Source organism: Shigella sp. SIG6, assembly GCF_053555815.1.
In genome coordinates this window covers 20986-36901 of record NZ_JBQZXC010000007.1, presented here as the reverse complement: position 1 = coordinate 36901, position 15916 = coordinate 20986, and the positions used below count along the sequence as shown (strand labels likewise).

The window sequence follows — 15916 nt, the reverse complement described above, 5'->3', positions numbered from 1 at the left end:
GTGTACTCTGTAATTTTTATCTGTCTGTGCGCTATGCCTATATTGGTTAAAGTATTTAGTGACCTAAGTCAATAAAATTTTAATTTACTCACGGCAGGTAACCAGTTCAGAAGCTGCTATCAGACACTCTTTTTTTAATCCACACAGAGACATATTGCCCGTTGCAGTCAGAATGAAAAGCTGAAAAATACTTACTAAGGCGTTTTTTATTTGGTGATATTTTTTTCAATATCATGCAGCAAACGGTGCAACATTGCCGTGTCTCGTTGCTCTAAAAGCCCCAGGCGTTGCTGTAACCAGTCGACCAGTTTTATGTCATCTGCCACTGCCAGAGTCGTCAGCAATGCCATGACTCGTTCGCGTAAAGCTTGCAGTTGATGTTGGTCTGCCGTTGTGTCACTTTTCGCCGGTTGTTGTATTAATGTTGCTAATTGATAGCAATAGACCATCACCGCCTGCCCCAGATTGAGCGAAGGATAATCCGCCACCATCGGCACACCAGTAAGCACGTCAGCCAACGCTAACTCTTCGTTAGTCAGCCCGGAATCTTCGCGACCAAACACCAGCGCGGCATGGCTCATCCATGAAGATTTTTCCTCTAACAGCGGCACCAGTTCTACTGGCGTGGCGTAGTAATGATATTTCGCCCGACTACGCGCAGTGGTGGCGACAGTGAAATCGACATCGTGTAACGATTCAGCCAGTGTCGGGAAAACTTTAATATTATCAATAATATCACCATATCCATGTGCGACCCAGCGGGTGGCTGGCTCCAGGTGTGCCTGACTATCGACAATCCGCAGTTCGCTAAAACCCATCGTTTTCATTGCCCGCGCCGCTGCCCCAATATTTTCTGCTCTGGCGGGTGCGACCAGGATAATCGTTATACGCATATTGCCACTCTTCTTGACCAAATAACCGCGAACAGGGTGATCACTGTCAACTTATTACGCGGTGCGAATTTACAAATTCTTAACGTAAGCCGCAGAAAAAGCCCTTTACTTAGCTTAAAAAAGGCTAAACTATTTTCTGACTGCACTAACGGTTTAATTGTTAAAAAATGCTACATATCCTTCTGTTTACTTAGGATAATTTTATAAAAAATAAATCTCGACAATTGGATTCACCACGTTTATTAGTTGTATGATGCAACTAGTTGGATTATTAAAATAATGTGACGAAAGCTAGCATTTAGATACGATGATTTCATCAAACTGTTAACGTGCTACAATTGAACTTGATATATGTCAACGAAGCGTAGTTTTATTGGGTGTCCGGCCCCTCTTAGCCTGTTATGTTGCTGTTAAAATGGTTAGGATGACAGCCGTTTTTGACACTGTCGGGTCCTGAGGGAAAGTACCCACGACCAAGCTAATGATGTTGTTGACGTTGATGGAAAGTGCATCAAGAACGCAATTACGTACTTTAGTCATGTTACGCCGATCATGTTAATTTGCAGCATGCATCAGGCAGGTCAGGGACTTTTGTACTTCCTGTTTCGATTTAGTTGGCAATTTAGGTAGCAAACATGCAGACCCCGCACATTCTTATCGTTGAAGACGAGTTGGTAACACGCAACACGTTGAAAAGTATTTTCGAAGCGGAAGGCTATGATGTTTTCGAAGCGACAGATGGCGCGGAAATGCATCAGATCCTCTCTGAATATGACATCAACCTGGTGATCATGGATATCAATCTGCCGGGTAAGAACGGTCTTCTGTTAGCGCGTGAACTGCGCGAGCAGGCGAATGTTGCGTTGATGTTCCTGACTGGCCGTGACAACGAAGTCGATAAAATTCTCGGCCTCGAAATCGGTGCAGATGACTACATCACCAAACCGTTCAACCCGCGTGAACTGACGATTCGTGCACGCAACCTGCTGTCCCGTACCATGAATCTGGGTACTGTCAGCGAAGAACGTCGTAGCGTTGAAAGCTACAAGTTCAATGGTTGGGAACTGGACATCAACAGCCGTTCGTTGATCGGCCCTGATGGCGAGCAGTACAAGCTGCCGCGCAGCGAGTTCCGCGCCATGCTTCACTTCTGTGAAAACCCAGGCAAAATTCAGTCTCGTGCTGAACTGCTGAAGAAAATGACCGGCCGTGAGCTGAAACCGCACGACCGTACTGTAGACGTGACGATCCGCCGTATTCGTAAACATTTCGAATCTACGCCAGATACGCCGGAAATCATCGCCACCATTCACGGTGAAGGTTATCGCTTCTGCGGTGATCTGGAAGATTAATCGGCTTTACCACCGTCAAAAAAACGGCGCTTTTTAGCGCCGTTTTTATTTTTCAACCTTATTTCCAGATACGTAATTCATCGTCCGTTGTAACTTCTTTACTGGCTTTCATTTTCGGCAGTGAAAACGCATACCAGTCGATATTACGAGTCACAAACATCATGCCGGCCAGCGCCACCACCAGCACACTGGTTCCCAACAACAGCGCGCTATCGGCAGAGTTGAGCAGTCCCCACATCACTCCATCCAGCAACAACAGCGCGAGGGTAAACAACATGCTATTGCGCCAGCCTTTCAATACCGCCTGCAAATAAATACCGTTCATTAACGCCCCAATCAGACTGGCGATTATCCATGCCACGGTAAAACCGATATGTTCAGAAAGCGCCAGCAAGAGCAAATAAAACATCACCAATGAAAGCCCCACCAGCAAATATTGCATTGGGTGTAAACGTTGCGCGGTGAGCGTTTCAAAAACAAAGAACGCCATAAAAGTCAGTGCAATCAGCAGAATGGCGTACTTAGTCGCCCGGTCCGTTAATTGGTATTGATCGGCTGGCGTCGTCACTGCGACGCTAAACGCGGGGAAGTTTTCCCAGCCGGTATCATTGCCTGAAGCAAAACGCTCACCGAGATTATTAGCAAACCAGCTGCTTTGCCATTGCGCCTGAAAACCTGACTCGCTAGCTTCCCGTTTGGCTGGTAGAAAATCACCTAAAAAACTGGGATGCGGCCAGTTGCTGGTTAAGGTCATTTCGCTATTACGCCCGGCAGGCACCACAGAAAGATCGCCGGTACCGCTTAAATTCAGTGCCATATTCAGCTGCAGGTTCTGCTTCCGCCAGTCCCCTTCGGGTAAAGGGATATGCACGCCCTGCCCGCCTTGCTCTAACCCGGTACCGGGTTCAATGGTCAGTGCCGTTCCGTTAACTTCAGGCGCTTTCACCACACCAATACCACGCGCATCCCCGACGCTAATCACAATAAAGGGCTTGCCTAAGATGATATTTGGCGCGTTGAGCTCGCTAAGACGCGAAACATCGAAATCAGCTTTTAGCGTTAAATCACTGTGCCAGACCTGACCGGTATAAATCCCTATCTTGCGTTCTTCCACGTTCTGATTGCCATCAACCATCAATGACTCAGGTAACCAAAAATGGATAAAACTTCGTTTCCGCTCCACGGTTTTATCCTCTTCCTGCACCGTATAAAGCTCGGTCACAGGAATAGCGATAAGCGGCCCAACGAGTTTTTACGGCCCGCTGGTACTTTGGCGAATCGCATCTTCCACATCGCTACGGTAATCGGCACGTTCGACAATCACTTGCCGAATCAGCATTATCGGAATCAACAACAGCAATACTGCACCAAACAAGGTGGTCATTTTCCAGAACAGGGGGGATTTCAACATAGTCTTCTCCTTTGCAATGGCAGCAGGATACGAAGGCTATGTGGGAAGAATTTGAAGCTATGTGAAGTGACGGTGAAGTCGTAGCGAGGCCAGCACGCCACCTTCCTGCACGTTGCGCAGCGTGACTTCGCCGTTAAACAAACGGGCGACCTCACTGACGAACGCCAACCCCAGACCGCTGCTTTTTTGCCCATTTGCACGCGGCAAAGAGTAAAAGCGTTCAAAAATACGTGACAGCGCGTAGTCAGGAATACCACTACCGGTATCCAGCACCTTAAGCGTGACGTGTTCCTGATCCACTTCGCCGCTTAGCGTTATGCAACCGCTCTCGGGAGTAAAATCGATGGCGTTATCCAGTAAATTCCCCAGCGCCTGATTCAGTAACGCCGGTTCAGCAGCAACATTAACCTCGGTGGGCATAACATGCAAAGTGATGTTTTTTTCTGCCAACTGCACGGTGCGCGCTTCGCTGACGCGGCGAAATAATGCCGCCACATCAACAGCAGTCAGAACGACTTCCTGACGATTCTCCAGTCTTGCCTGGCGTAGTAACGTTTCCACCAGCGCCTGCATTCGCGCATTTTGTGTCAGAATGTTGTCAGTAAAACGAGCCACTACTTCAGGCGGCGGACCTTCGCGTAAAATTTCCGCCGCGCCACGAATCGCCGCCAGTGGGCTTTTTAGCTCATGGGTTAACGCATAAACATACTGCTCAATATAGTTTTTCCCTTCCAGCTTCACGCGCATACTTTCCAGCGCCTGCGCGAGTTTACGCAGCTCGCTACTACCGAGATCGGGAAGAGGAACGGGCTTATTGTCAGTGACGGAATCAGCATAGCGAGTGAGCCGGGCAATGGAGCGGTTGATCCACCAAACCATACCTGCGCCAATCACCAGTGCAATCCCCAACAAAATGGCGCTGGCCCATAAAATTCGCCGCTCGCTGCGTTTAATGACCGGAGCCATCGCCGCGTTCGGTTTGCCTACGCTCAAAACGCCAATAAGCCGCGAGCCGTCCATAATCGGCGCGGCAACATACATCACCGAACTTTCGGGATCGGCAGGATTTTGCAACGTGCTGCGCGCACCATACTGACCACGCAACGTTAGCCAGACGTCATTCCAGCGCGAATAATCCTGTCCAACGGCTTTATTTGCCGAATCGAACAATACTTTGCCATGCGCATCGGTCATATAGACATGATATTCATTGCGCACTTTGTTAATGCCACCAATATTGGCGCGAAACGGGCGATGTTGTAGCTGATTAAACGCCTGCGCCAGTTGCCCATGCGTTGGGTCCCCAGAGAGCAAATCGGGACGCGCCAGCTCCGCAAGTAACGTTGCCGTGTCGATCAACGTCCCCTCCGTTGCTCTTCGCACGCCCGGTTTAACTTCTTTGACAAAAATAGCCAGTACGAACCAGGCCGCCACCGCCACCAGTAAAAAATAGCCCAGCAGCAACCGCATGCCGATACGCATTACAAGCCCCTCAGGCTATATCCCATGCCGCGATGAGTATTAATCGGTGAAAGATCGGGGTTGATGGCGCGCAGCTTGGCACGCAGCGTTTTAATGTGGATATCGACGGTGCGATCGTAGGTGTCCTGCGCATCTTCCCACACGCTATCCATTAGTTGCTGGCGGGAGCAGACGCGGCCTGGCGACTTGAGTAACGTCTTCAGCAATAAAAACTCATACCGCGTCAGCGTTAATGGCGTGTCAAACCAGCTGATCTGCGCCGCGGGTTCATTCAATTCAAAATGACCAATACGGATGACGGGAGACGGCGTCGAGAACTTCTTCACCCGACGCAGTAAGGTGCGCACCCTGGCGCACACTTCGCGGGGTGAAAACGGTTTAGCCACATAGTCGTCAGCGCCAATTTCCAGCCCAAGCAGGCGATCGACCTCTTCACTTCGGGCCGTCAGGAACAGTACAGGTAACGCCGGATGGAGCGCCAGTAACTGGCGGCACAATTCAAAGCCACTGATATCAGGCAAACCAACGTCGAGAATCATGACGTCGGGAACCTGCTGGCGAGCTTTATCCAGCACCGGCAAACCTCGCTCAAAGACCTCGACGGCAAAACCTTCCTGCTGCAACATGTAGACCAGCGTGTCGGCTATCCCTTGCTCATCTTCCACTAACCAGACCGTTTCCCGTTGCATAAATCGCCTCTGTTATTGCCGCCACGGCATGACAGGAACCGCGCTAATCGCGTTTTTCGGCGAACCTTCTACAACTTTGTCGGAGTAAGCCAGATAAGCGAGCGCGTTGCGTTTGGCGTCATAAAAGCGCACGACCTGTAACGACTTAAAGACCAGGGACGTGCGTTTTTTGAATACTACCTCGCCCTGAGCTTTGCCGTTTTTAATACGATCCGACAGTTCAATCGGCCCGACTTGCTGACAAGAAATGGCCGCATCGGAGGTATCTTCTGCCAGGCCCAATCCCCCTTTAATACCACCGGTTTTCGCCCGGCTCACATAACAGGTGACATTTTTCACATCGGGATCGTCAAAGGCTTCCACAACAATTTTGTGATCCGGGCCGATCATTTTAAATACGGTGTCGACCGAACCAATCTCTTCTGCATGAGCCAATGGCCCCAGCATTATCAGGCTTAAAGACAGGATCAAATGCTTGTATTTCATATTGTTACCATTTTTATCTATTACACGAGCAATTAGTTCGTCACGGTAAATAACATATTGATTAAGAACAAAATCTCAATTCTTTTATTTCCGTCAAGCCCTAAAACATACTCTACTAAGAAAAAAACACTGAATGCTAAAACAGCAAAAAATGCTATTATCCAATTACCTGATGTCAGGTGCTCGTTGTTGAAAGGATGAGGATATTTTATGGATCAGGCCGGCATTATTCGCGACCTTTTAATCTGGCTGGAAGGTCATCTGGATCAGCCCCTGTCGCTCGACAATGTAGCGGCGAAAGCAGGTTATTCCAAGTGGCACTTACAGAGAATGTTTAAAGATGTCACTGGCCATGCTATTGGCGCGTATATTCGTGCTCGTCGTTTGTCGAAATCGGCGGTCGCACTACGCCTGACTGCGCGTCCGATTCTGGACATCGCGCTGCAATACCGCTTCGACTCTCAACAGACATTTACCCGCGCATTCAAGAAGCAGTTTGCCCAGACTCCTGCACTTTACCGCCGTTCTCCTGAATGGAGCGCCTTTGGTATTCGCCCGCCGCTACATCTGGGTGAATTCACAATGCCAGAGCACAAATTTGTCACCCTGGAAGATACGCCGCTGATTGGTGTTACCCAGAGCTACTCCTGTTCGCTGGAGCAAATCTCTGATTTCCGCCATGAAATGCGTTATCAGTTCTGGCACGATTTTCTCGGCAACGCGCCGACCATTCCGCCGGTGCTCTACGGCCTGAATGAAACGCGTCCGAGTCAGGATAAAGACGACGAACAAGAGGTATTCTATACCACCGCGTTAGCCCAGGATCAGGCAGATGGCTATGTACTGACGGGGCATCCGGTGATGCTGCAGGGCGGCGAATATGTGATGTTTACCTATGAAGGTCTGGGAACCGGCGTGCAGGAGTTTATCCTGACGGTATACGGAACGTGCATGCCAATGCTCAATCTGACGCGCCGTAAAGGTCAGGATATTGAGCGATACTACCCGGCAGAAGACGCCAAAGCGGGAGATCGCCCAATTAATCTGCGCTGTGAACTGCTGATTCCTATCCGCCGTTAACGCTGCAGCTCATCTAATGCAGGGGCGTCCAGATGCGAGATGTCCCCTGCGGTTTCAACGACCCAGCCAGACGCCAGCCACAGGCTTTCCTGATAATCCACGCGCGAAATAGAACAGTTACGCAGACGTAAGCGGCGCTCTGCCCATGCTGGTAATCCGAGAATCGTACTCACCAGACATCCCAGTGCAATACCATGGCTCACCAGCAGCGGTCGGCTTCCCTGCGGTAAGTCCCGGCAAGATTCCAGTGCCGCATTGACGCGATCGCTGAGCTCCTGCATTGACTCGCCTTCAGGAATACGCCCGTCAACGGTGCCATTGACCAGCTGCCGACGCCAGTTCTCTTCTTCTTCGGTCAGAGAATCGATATGTCTTTTTTCCAGCACACCCATGTTTAATTCACGCAGGCGAGAATCAAAGATGATGTCACAGCCGCAGGCCTGGGCGATGATTTCCGCCGTACGCCGGGTGCGTCCTAAATCGCTACTGATAATATGCGTAATGCCAAGCTCTTTGGCACGGGTTGCCACCTGCATCGCCTGTTGCTCACCTTTGGCGGTCAGCGGGCTGTCAGACTGGCCCTGAATACGTCGCTCGGCGTTCCACTGCGTTTCACCGTGGCGGACTAGGTATACCTGTAACATGCTTTTTTTCCGTATACTGCTGTAACGTTAATTTTCTGAGTAATGCTGATTATGCACCAAGTTGTCTGTGCGACCACCAATCCCGCTAAAATTCAGGCCATTCTGCAGGCATTTCACGAGATCTTCGGCGAAGGATCCTGCCATATTGCATCCGTTGCCGTCGAGAGCGGTGTACCGGAACAACCCTTTGGCAGTGAGGAAACGCGCGCTGGCGCACGAAATCGGGTAGCAAATGCCCGCCGTTTACTTCCAGAGGCTGATTTTTGGGTGGCGATTGAAGCTGGCATTGATGGCGACAGCACTTTCAGTTGGGTGGTGATTGAAAACGCCAGCCAGCGCGGCGAGGCGCGTTCGGCAACTTTGCCGTTACCTGCGGTGATTCTGGAAAAAGTTCGTGAAGGCGAGGCGCTTGGTCCCGTGATGTCGCGTTATACCGGTATTGATGAGATTGGTCGTAAGGAAGGGGCGATCGGCGTGTTTACCGCCGGGAAACTCACTCGCGCCAGCGTCTATCACCAGGCGGTGATCCTGGCGCTGAGTCCGTTTCACAATGCCGTGTATCAGGCATTGTAGGACGGATAAGGCGTTCACGCCGCATCCGACATTCGGTGCACGATGCCTGATGCGACGCTGCCGCGTCTTATCAGGCCTACAAAATCAATCGCTTTTCAGCAACACCTCTTCCAGCCACTGGCGCAGCTCCACGGGCGCGGCTTTCAGGCTGTTAGATCCACGCGTAATCGTCGCGATGCCCGCGCCGAGTTCATTTTTTAACTCACGCTGACTCATTTCGCCACGCAACAGCTCTTCGACAATACGCACGCGAGTCCCCAACGCTTCGCGCTCATCTGGCGTCAGCATCAGGTTTAACAACGGTAAATGGAGATCGTTTTGGTAGGCATTCTTAAGCAGGTCGACAAAACGTAACCACTCCTGGTGACGCTGTTCTGCCATCGCTGCTGAATAGGGTGATTGTTGGGCCATAATATGTCGCCATTGTTAGCGGGGGAAGCAAAATGACTCCCCCGGTTGTACTCGCTAAAGAGTACGATAGCATATCATAAACGTGCGGATCAGTAACGACGTCCCCATTCCGTGGCGCTCATCAACGTCGGTTTATCCCCCATGAAATAGCGGTAGTAAGCATCATAAGCCAGCACGTTCTTCACATAACCGCGCGTCTCGGAGAACGGAATACTCTCGACAAATGCCACAGCGTCGATACGCCCGGCGCTGTTGCCAAGCCAGGTTCGCACCCGTCCAGGTCCGGCGTTATAAGCTGCTGAGGAGAAAATACGGTTATTGCCAAACTGCTGATAAACATATTGCAGGTAACTGGTGCCAATGTTGATGTTCGTTTCCGGATCCAGCAATTGCCCAGGGCTGCTATAACCAGGAATAGAGAACATCTTCACCGTATGGGTCGCTGTACCAGGCATAATCTGCATCAGGCCGCTGGCCCCTACCGGTGATTTCACTTTCGGATTCCAGGCGCTCTCCTGACGGGCAATCGCCATCGCATAGCTTTGCGGGATCTCTTTCCCACTGGTGTAACGTTTGAAAAGATCGTTGTAAGCCAGCGGGAATCGCTCTTCCAGATGATCCCAAAGCTTCCCGGCGATCGTTGCCTGAACGCTAAGATCCCACCATTGGTTATTGAAAGCATACCGAGCCAGTTGAGCCTGCTCTGTTTTTGACTTGCTCTTCACCAGATTGGCCCACTCGCTACGCGCGGTATTATCGAGATTCCAGTACATCAACTCGCGCACGCGCGCCATCTCCGGCCCCTGAGTCAGGGTGCTGTCAACATTCTGCGGCGCTTTATCAATCTTCAGCTCATACTCTTCACCGATGCGTTGTGCTGCAACCATCGGGTAGAAACCACGCTGTTGCATGAGTTGATGCAAAATCTCTTTCGCTTCAGCTTCACGTCCGCGTTCCAGCAATAAATCCGCCTGCCAGTAACGCCATTCATCTTTCTCTTTTGCTTCCATCGGCAGACGCGCCAGCCAGGTATTCAGGCCGCGACGATCGCCGGTGCCAAGCGCCATTCGCACACGGCGTTCAATCAACGACGTGGATTGCGAGCGCATAATGGCGTCATCGCGCCATTTCGCCTGCTCATCGGTGACATCATTGCCCATCAAACGCCAGGCGACGATATCGCGCAGCTCCTGAATCTGATCTTCATTAAGCTGCTGCGCCTGGGCAAGCGACGGGATCATCAGCCGTGCATTTTCGGCATCCTGCCGCGCCACACTGGCAAACGCCACCGCCGCCATTTGACGGGTAAAATCGGTCGCGCCGGTTGTACGCGCGAAGGTCAGTACCGTATTAGGGTTGTTCGCCAGTGAAATGATTGCCGAGGCGATAGTCTGGTAATCGGCAGGCATCTGCCCTGCCAGCACTGTTACCAGGCCTGTGTTACCCGCTTTCATCGCCAGACGGATACGCTCTAAATACGCCAGCGGATCTTGTTTACCTGACGCACGCCAGACGCTAAATAACTTGTCACAGGCGTTAGGCTGGCTCTTGCCGATCAGCCACAGCTCTTTCGCCCCTTGCCAGGCTTCTTCACTCTGCCCGGTGTTCCATTTCGCATAGTAGTAATTACATTGCGCTTCGGTAGTTCCGGGCTTTTCCGGGCTAAAGGCTAACAAGCCACGCCAGTCTTCACGCCGCGCCAGTTCATTGACGAAACGAGATTGCAGCGTGCGAGCGGGAGGAAGCGTGGGGTTAGCGCGAACAAAGTTAGTGACCGTCACCGCCGGTTGATTCATCAGGTCATCGGTGATCTGGCGGTATTCCAGGTAGGGATAAAGCGGATAATCCTTCAGTCCAGGCATCATTTGTTCGACCACATCCATCTGTCGATTATCCCAGGCCTGCTTGATTTGCGCGTAACGGCTACGCTGCTCATCCAGTGAGTCGGCTCGCGCCACGCTGCTGACCGTCAGCAGACAGACACCGGCAGCCAACAGCCGCCAGGTAACTTGTTTGGCTTTTTCCACAAGCGCATCCTCTAAGTGTAAATACATCAATGCAGCGTCATGCCGCGTAATAGATTTATGCTAACCAGTCATTGCCGTTTACGCCACGTTACGGACACTTTTTTACTTTTACTGCGAAGGTGATCGACCAACTGGGATTAGGCGGGGAAACAGGCTACACTTCGCCTTTGAAAACTCATCATCACGATAAACATAGAGGCGAAGTCCAACGTGGCTCAATTCGTTTATACCATGCATCGTGTCGGCAAAGTTGTTCCGCCGAAACGTCATATTTTGAAAAACATCTCTCTGAGTTTCTTCCCTGGGGCAAAAATTGGTGTCTTGGGTCTGAACGGCGCGGGTAAGTCCACCCTGCTGCGCATTATGGCGGGCATTGATAAAGACATCGAAGGTGAAGCGCGTCCGCAGCCAGACATCAAGATTGGTTATCTGCCGCAGGAACCGCAGCTGAACCCGGAACACACCGTGCGTGAGTCCATTGAAGAAGCGGTTTCAGAAGTGGTTAACGCCCTGAAACGCCTGGATGAAGTGTATGCGCTGTACGCCGATCCGGATGCCGATTTTGACAAGCTGGCCGCTGAACAAGGCCGTCTGGAAGAGATCATTCAGGCTCACGACGGTCATAACCTGAACGTACAGCTGGAGCGTGCGGCGGATGCGCTGCGTCTGCCAGATTGGGACGCGAAAATCGCTAACCTCTCCGGTGGTGAGCGTCGTCGCGTGGCGTTGTGCCGCCTGCTGCTGGAAAAACCAGACATGCTGCTGCTCGACGAACCGACCAACCACCTGGATGCCGAATCCGTGGCGTGGCTGGAACGCTTCCTGCACGACTTCGAAGGCACCGTGGTGGCGATTACTCACGACCGTTACTTCCTCGATAACGTTGCAGGCTGGATCCTCGAACTGGACCGCGGTGAAGGTATTCCGTGGGAAGGTAACTACTCCTCCTGGCTGGAGCAGAAAGATCAGCGTCTGGCGCAGGAAGCTTCACAAGAAGCGGCGCGTCGTAAGTCGATCGAGAAAGAGCTGGAGTGGGTACGTCAGGGAACTAAAGGCCGCCAGTCGAAAGGTAAAGCACGTCTGGCACGCTTTGAAGAGCTGAACAGCACCGAATACCAGAAACGTAACGAAACCAACGAACTGTTTATTCCACCTGGACCGCGTCTGGGCGATAAAGTGCTGGAAGTCAGCAACCTGCGTAAATCCTACGGCGATCGCCTGCTGATTGATGACCTGAGCTTCTCGATCCCGAAAGGGGCGATCGTCGGGATCATCGGTCCGAACGGCGCGGGTAAATCGACCCTGTTCCGTATGATCTCCGGTCAGGAACAGCCGGACAGCGGCACCATCACTTTGGGTGAAACGGTGAAACTGGCATCGGTTGATCAGTTCCGTGACTCAATGGATAACAGCAAAACCGTTTGGGAAGAAGTTTCCGGCGGGCTGGATATTATGAAGATCGGCAACACCGAGATGCCAAGCCGCGCCTACGTTGGCCGCTTTAACTTTAAAGGGGTTGATCAGGGTAAACGTGTTGGCGAACTTTCCGGTGGTGAGCGCGGTCGTCTGCATCTGGCGAAGCTGCTGCAGGTTGGCGGCAACATGCTGCTGCTCGACGAACCAACCAACGACCTGGATATCGAAACCCTGCGCGCGCTGGAAAACGCCCTGCTGGAGTTCCCGGGCTGTGCGATGGTTATCTCGCACGACCGTTGGTTCCTCGACCGTATCGCCACGCACATCCTGGACTACCAGGATGAAGGTAAAGTTGAGTTCTTCGAAGGTAACTTTACTGAGTACGAAGAGTACAAAAAACGCACGCTGGGCGCAGACGCGCTGGAGCCGAAGCGTATCAAGTACAAGCGTATTGCGAAGTAATGCGTAAAATGCCGGATGCGGCGCGAACGCCTTATCCGGCCTACAAAACCAGCAATTTCAATACGTTGTAAAACTGTAGGCCTGATAAGACGCGGTAAGCGTCGCATCAGGCATTGAGCACCGAATGCCGGATGCGGCGTGAACACCTTTTCCGGTCTACAACAGCCTTAGCATCCTCAATTTCGTGGCGGGTCACCCGTGCAGGTTTTTTCAAACCTTGTTTAATCTCGACAGCCTCTTCCAGAGAGGTTTTCAACTCATCAAAAAAACTCATTTTATACCTCGCCTTTGAGCAGTTTCGTCACGGTTATCCTTGCTCCCCCATCATCTCCCGCACCAGCTCCACGCAGCGCAGGAAACGGCTGTCGTAATCGTCCTCTTCAACCCGCACGAATTCGATATTGTTCTCTTCCAGCATCTCCACCAGCAAGTTCTGGAACTCTTTGCGCTCCACCGAACTGCCGAGGCTGCGTAAACCATCCGCCACCCACGGCGTGTTGTTCTCCAGCAGGATCACCAGATCGAAACGGTATTCATCAATCAGCGCCTGCACGAACGGATGCTCACGCCCTTCGTACTTTTTGCAGAACGCCTGGGTAGTGACAAAATCGGTGTCAATAAACGCCACTTTATTGGCGTATTTCACTGCAAAATCAATGTATTGTGCGTGGCCCAACGCGATTTTATCGTAGTCGGAATACTGCAATGCGATCTCATCACCGCCGAGGTGTGAAAAGACATAATCGCGGCCATATTCCCACGCACTGGTGGTGTTGAAGATATTGGCAAGTTTGTTTACCAGGGTGGATTTACCGCTCGACTCGCCGCCAAGGATCGCCACGGTACGCACAAAAAACGGCTTCACTTCGGTAGGAATATATTCCCAGTAGCGGAACGGGTTTTCGCGGATCTGCGCACCGCTGATACTCATAAAGGTACGTTTCGGATCGACCAGCACCGTCTCGATCCCCAGATGTTCCATATACTGTGGCGCATCGGCTTCTTCCGAGGTGTAGATCAGGTCCGGCTGGATCCCCTTTTCAGCCATAAACTTTTTGATGCCGTTGCTCCACACATCCCAGCCATGCGGATACGGCTCCATGCCCTCTTCGTTGAAAGCATGAATACGGATATTTTTCTGATATTTAAAGGTTTGCAATAGCCAGCGCAGACGATCCGGCACCGTGGGCTGCTGCGACATGGCGCTGTCTTCAAACAACGCGCGGTCGCGGGTATCGTCAAAACCCATAATGATATGCAGCTCGTCAACCTGGCTACAGGCGCGCTGGATAAGGTAGATATGTCCGGTATGCAGCGGGTAGAACTTACCGAATACGACACCAATGGTTTTCTTCTGTCGGGGAAATTCAAGCCCCAAAAAACGGTGCAATGCCTCCAGCTTTTGCGCGCTGGGGCTTTTAATTTTGGCATTCAGTAACTGGCTTAAATACCCTTTGGTCATACCGCTGGCATCAGCTACCTGCTGTAGCGTGCAGCCCTGTTGCTTGATGGCAGTTTTCAGGTAATCAAATGACGACATATCTCCCTCCGTATCTCTCATTATAAGTCGTCGAACACGCTAAGCGCGTCGGAGAGTTTTTTAACGCCAAAAATCTGCATCCCTTCCGGCGCTTTTTTCGGTACGTTAGCCGCCGGAACAATCGCCCGGCGAAAACCGTGTTTCGCCGCTTCAGAAATCCGCTCCTGGCCACTGGGCACCGGGCGGATCTCCCCTGCCAGCCCGACTTCACCAAACACCACCAGATCCTGTGGCAGCGGTCTGTCACGCAGGCTGGAAACCATCGCCAGCAGTAACGCTAAGTCGGCGCTGGTTTCGGTTACCTTCACGCCGCCGACCACGTTCACAAACACATCCTGATCGGCCATTTGCAGACCACCGTGACGGTGCAAGACAGCCAGCAGGATTGCCAGACGGTTTTGTTCCAGCCCCACTGCCACGCGGCGCGGATTCGCCATTATCGAGTGATCGACCAGCGCCTGAATCTCCACCAGCAACGGACGCGTTCCTTCCCACACCACCATCACGGAGCTGCCGGAGGTCACTTCATCTCCGCGACTTAAGAAAATTGCCGAAGGGTTGCTGACTTCACGCAGCCCCTGTTCGGTCATCGCGAAGACGCCCAGCTCATTCACCGCGCCGAAGCGGTTTTTATGGCTGCGTAAGGTGCGAAAACGGGAGTCGGCATCGCCATCCAGAAGCACCGAACAGTCGATACAGTGTTCCAGCACTTTCGGGCCAGCCAGCGAACCATCTTTGGTTACGTGTCCAACCATGACAATCGCCACACCGCGCGTTTTGGCGAAACGCGTCAGATAAGCCGCCGTTTCACGCACCTGCGCCACGCTACCAGGCGATGATTGTACATCCGCCATATGCATCACCTGGATCGAGTCAATTACCATCAGCTTCGGTTGCTCTTCTTCGGCAATCAGGCAGATCTGCTCGATGCTGGTTTCCGACAACATATTGAGATTGTCAGTCGGCAGGCCAAGGCGATGAGCGCGCATTGCCACCTGTTGCAGCGACTCTTCGCCGGTGACATACAGCGTTTTCATCTGCTGGGCCAGTTTGCACAGCGTTTGCAGCAACAGCGTGGATTTCCCCGCACCAGGGTTACCGCCAATCAGAATGGCACTTCCTGGCACCACGCCGCCGCCTAGTACGCGGTCGAACTCTTTAAATCCGGTGGAAAAACGCGGCAGCTCTTCAAGGCTGATATCGGAGAGTTTCTGGACTTTTGCCCCCCCGGCGCTACCGGCATAGCCGCTGAGACGCTCGTTACGCGCCACCGTTGGCGACGCAGCAAGACGCACCTCGGTGATGGTGTTCCAGGCATGACAGGCACTGCACTGCCCCTGCCAGCGCGGATAATCGGCCCCGCATTCATTACAAACAAAGGCGCGTTTTGGAGCTTTTGCCACGGTGTACCTCGTTAATGCTGTGCCGCCCGCAGGATGACGGGCAGGCA

Annotated in this window: 15 protein-coding genes and 1 pseudogene; 4 read left to right on the top strand and 12 right to left on the bottom strand. The window is 52.1% G+C overall.

The genetic code is table 11. The annotated features are described in order from the left end of the window. Positions 1 to 206: 206 nt before the first annotated feature. Complete coding sequence (locus tag ACUU1M_RS02560; protein WP_001223194.1) at positions 207 to 893, bottom strand: tRNA/rRNA methyltransferase; 687 nt, start codon at positions 891 to 893, stop codon at positions 207 to 209. A gap of 399 nt (positions 894 to 1292) precedes the next feature. Further along, positions 1293 to 1433, bottom strand: coding sequence for a YjjY family protein (gene yjjY, locus ACUU1M_RS02555; protein WP_001303782.1), 141 nt, complete (start codon positions 1431 to 1433; stop codon positions 1293 to 1295). Between the two features lie 95 nt (positions 1434 to 1528). On the opposite strand from yjjY, the gene arcA reads away from it, so the two are divergent. Further along, positions 1529 to 2245, top strand: a complete 717-nt coding sequence (gene arcA / locus ACUU1M_RS02550; RefSeq protein ID WP_001194358.1) for a two-component system response regulator ArcA — start codon at positions 1529 to 1531, stop codon at positions 2243 to 2245. Between the two features lie 58 nt (positions 2246 to 2303). Here arcA and creD read toward each other — a convergent pair. The 4 genes and pseudogenes from creD to creA form a co-directional block, all read right to left on the bottom strand. Further along, positions 2304 to 3656, bottom strand: a pseudogene (creD, locus tag ACUU1M_RS02545) (cell envelope integrity protein CreD). 57 nt (positions 3657 to 3713) lie between these two features. Then, positions 3714 to 5138: a two-component system sensor histidine kinase CreC gene (gene creC / locus ACUU1M_RS02540; RefSeq protein WP_152028866.1), complete on the bottom strand. Its 1425-nt coding sequence runs from the start codon at positions 5136 to 5138 to the stop codon at positions 3714 to 3716. Next, positions 5138 to 5827 carry a two-component system response regulator CreB gene (creB, locus tag ACUU1M_RS02535; RefSeq protein WP_001188674.1) on the bottom strand — a complete coding sequence of 230 codons (690 nt, stop codon included), beginning with the start codon at positions 5825 to 5827 and terminating at the stop codon, positions 5138 to 5140. Before creB ends, creC begins: the two co-directional genes overlap by 1 nt. A gap of 12 nt (positions 5828 to 5839) precedes the next feature. Continuing rightward, positions 5840 to 6313, bottom strand: coding sequence for a protein CreA (creA, locus tag ACUU1M_RS02530; RefSeq protein WP_000875487.1), 474 nt, complete (start codon positions 6311 to 6313; stop codon positions 5840 to 5842). 210 nt (positions 6314 to 6523) lie between these two features. Between creA and robA the strand changes: the two genes are divergently transcribed. Further along, positions 6524 to 7393, top strand: a complete 870-nt coding sequence (gene robA, locus ACUU1M_RS02525) for an MDR efflux pump AcrAB transcriptional activator RobA (protein ID WP_000371659.1) — start codon at positions 6524 to 6526, stop codon at positions 7391 to 7393. Here the strand turns inward: robA and gpmB are convergent. Further along, on the bottom strand, positions 7390 to 8037 hold the full coding sequence (gene gpmB, locus ACUU1M_RS02520; protein ID WP_000942344.1) for a 2,3-diphosphoglycerate-dependent phosphoglycerate mutase GpmB: 648 nt from the start codon (positions 8035 to 8037) through the stop codon (positions 7390 to 7392). The genes robA and gpmB overlap by 4 nt on opposite strands. Before the next feature lie 51 nt (positions 8038 to 8088). Here gpmB and yjjX point away from each other — a divergent pair, with 51 nt between their 5' ends. Continuing rightward, entirely contained in the window at positions 8089 to 8610 is a 522-nt protein-coding gene (yjjX, locus tag ACUU1M_RS02515) for an inosine/xanthosine triphosphatase (protein ID WP_001341279.1), read from the top strand. 84 nt (positions 8611 to 8694) lie between these two features. Here the strand turns inward: yjjX and trpR are convergent, their stop codons facing one another. Together trpR and sltY are read right to left on the bottom strand one after the other, a co-directional pair. Further along, positions 8695 to 9021, bottom strand: coding sequence for a trp operon repressor (trpR, locus tag ACUU1M_RS02510; protein WP_000068679.1), 327 nt, complete (start codon positions 9019 to 9021; stop codon positions 8695 to 8697). An 89-nt stretch (positions 9022 to 9110) separates the two neighbouring features. Beyond that, positions 9111 to 11048, bottom strand: coding sequence for a murein transglycosylase (sltY, locus tag ACUU1M_RS02505; protein ID WP_152028865.1), 1938 nt, complete (start codon positions 11046 to 11048; stop codon positions 9111 to 9113). 210 nt (positions 11049 to 11258) lie between these two features. On the opposite strand from sltY, the gene ettA reads away from it, so the two are divergent. Continuing rightward, entirely contained in the window at positions 11259 to 12926 is a 1668-nt protein-coding gene (ettA, locus tag ACUU1M_RS02500; protein ID WP_000046749.1) for an energy-dependent translational throttle protein EttA, read from the top strand. A 106-nt stretch (positions 12927 to 13032) separates the two neighbouring features. On the opposite strand, the gene nadS is transcribed toward ettA, so the two are convergent. From nadS to radA, 3 genes are read right to left on the bottom strand one after another with little or no spacing between them, the layout of a single operon-like run. Further along, entirely contained in the window at positions 13033 to 13200 is a 168-nt protein-coding gene (gene nadS / locus ACUU1M_RS02495) for a NadS family protein (RefSeq protein ID WP_000007444.1), read from the bottom strand. Positions 13201 to 13233: 33 nt separating this feature from the next. After that, positions 13234 to 14466: a multifunctional transcriptional regulator/nicotinamide-nucleotide adenylyltransferase/ribosylnicotinamide kinase NadR gene (gene nadR, locus ACUU1M_RS02490; protein ID WP_000093815.1), complete on the bottom strand. Its 1233-nt coding sequence runs from the start codon at positions 14464 to 14466 to the stop codon at positions 13234 to 13236. Between the two features lie 20 nt (positions 14467 to 14486). Further along, on the bottom strand, positions 14487 to 15869 hold the full coding sequence (gene radA, locus ACUU1M_RS02485; protein ID WP_449144638.1) for a DNA repair protein RadA: 1383 nt from the start codon (positions 15867 to 15869) through the stop codon (positions 14487 to 14489). Between the last annotated feature and the right edge of the window lie 47 nt (positions 15870 to 15916).

Excerpts from the sequence above, each read along its gene's own strand:
- ACUU1M_RS02560 (WP_001223194.1), bottom strand. The coding sequence starts at position 893 with ATGCGTATAACGATTATCCTGGTCGCACCCGCCAGAGCAGAAAATATT.
- yjjY (WP_001303782.1), bottom strand. The coding sequence starts at position 1,433 with ATGACTAAAGTACGTAATTGCGTTCTTGATGCACTTTCCATCAACGTC.
- arcA (WP_001194358.1), top strand. The coding sequence starts at position 1,529 with ATGCAGACCCCGCACATTCTTATCGTTGAAGACGAGTTGGTAACACGC.
- creC (WP_152028866.1), bottom strand. The coding sequence starts at position 5,138 with ATGCGTATCGGCATGCGGTTGCTGCTGGGCTATTTTTTACTGGTGGCG.
- creB (WP_001188674.1), bottom strand. The coding sequence starts at position 5,827 with ATGCAACGGGAAACGGTCTGGTTAGTGGAAGATGAGCAAGGGATAGCC.
- creA (WP_000875487.1), bottom strand. The coding sequence starts at position 6,313 with ATGAAATACAAGCATTTGATCCTGTCTTTAAGCCTGATAATGCTGGGG.
- robA (WP_000371659.1), top strand. The coding sequence starts at position 6,524 with ATGGATCAGGCCGGCATTATTCGCGACCTTTTAATCTGGCTGGAAGGT.
- gpmB (WP_000942344.1), bottom strand. The coding sequence starts at position 8,037 with ATGTTACAGGTATACCTAGTCCGCCACGGTGAAACGCAGTGGAACGCC.
- yjjX (WP_001341279.1), top strand. The coding sequence starts at position 8,089 with ATGCACCAAGTTGTCTGTGCGACCACCAATCCCGCTAAAATTCAGGCC.
- trpR (WP_000068679.1), bottom strand. The coding sequence starts at position 9,021 with ATGGCCCAACAATCACCCTATTCAGCAGCGATGGCAGAACAGCGTCAC.
- nadS (WP_000007444.1), bottom strand. The coding sequence starts at position 13,200 with ATGAGTTTTTTTGATGAGTTGAAAACCTCTCTGGAAGAGGCTGTCGAG.
- nadR (WP_000093815.1), bottom strand. The coding sequence starts at position 14,466 with ATGTCGTCATTTGATTACCTGAAAACTGCCATCAAGCAACAGGGCTGC.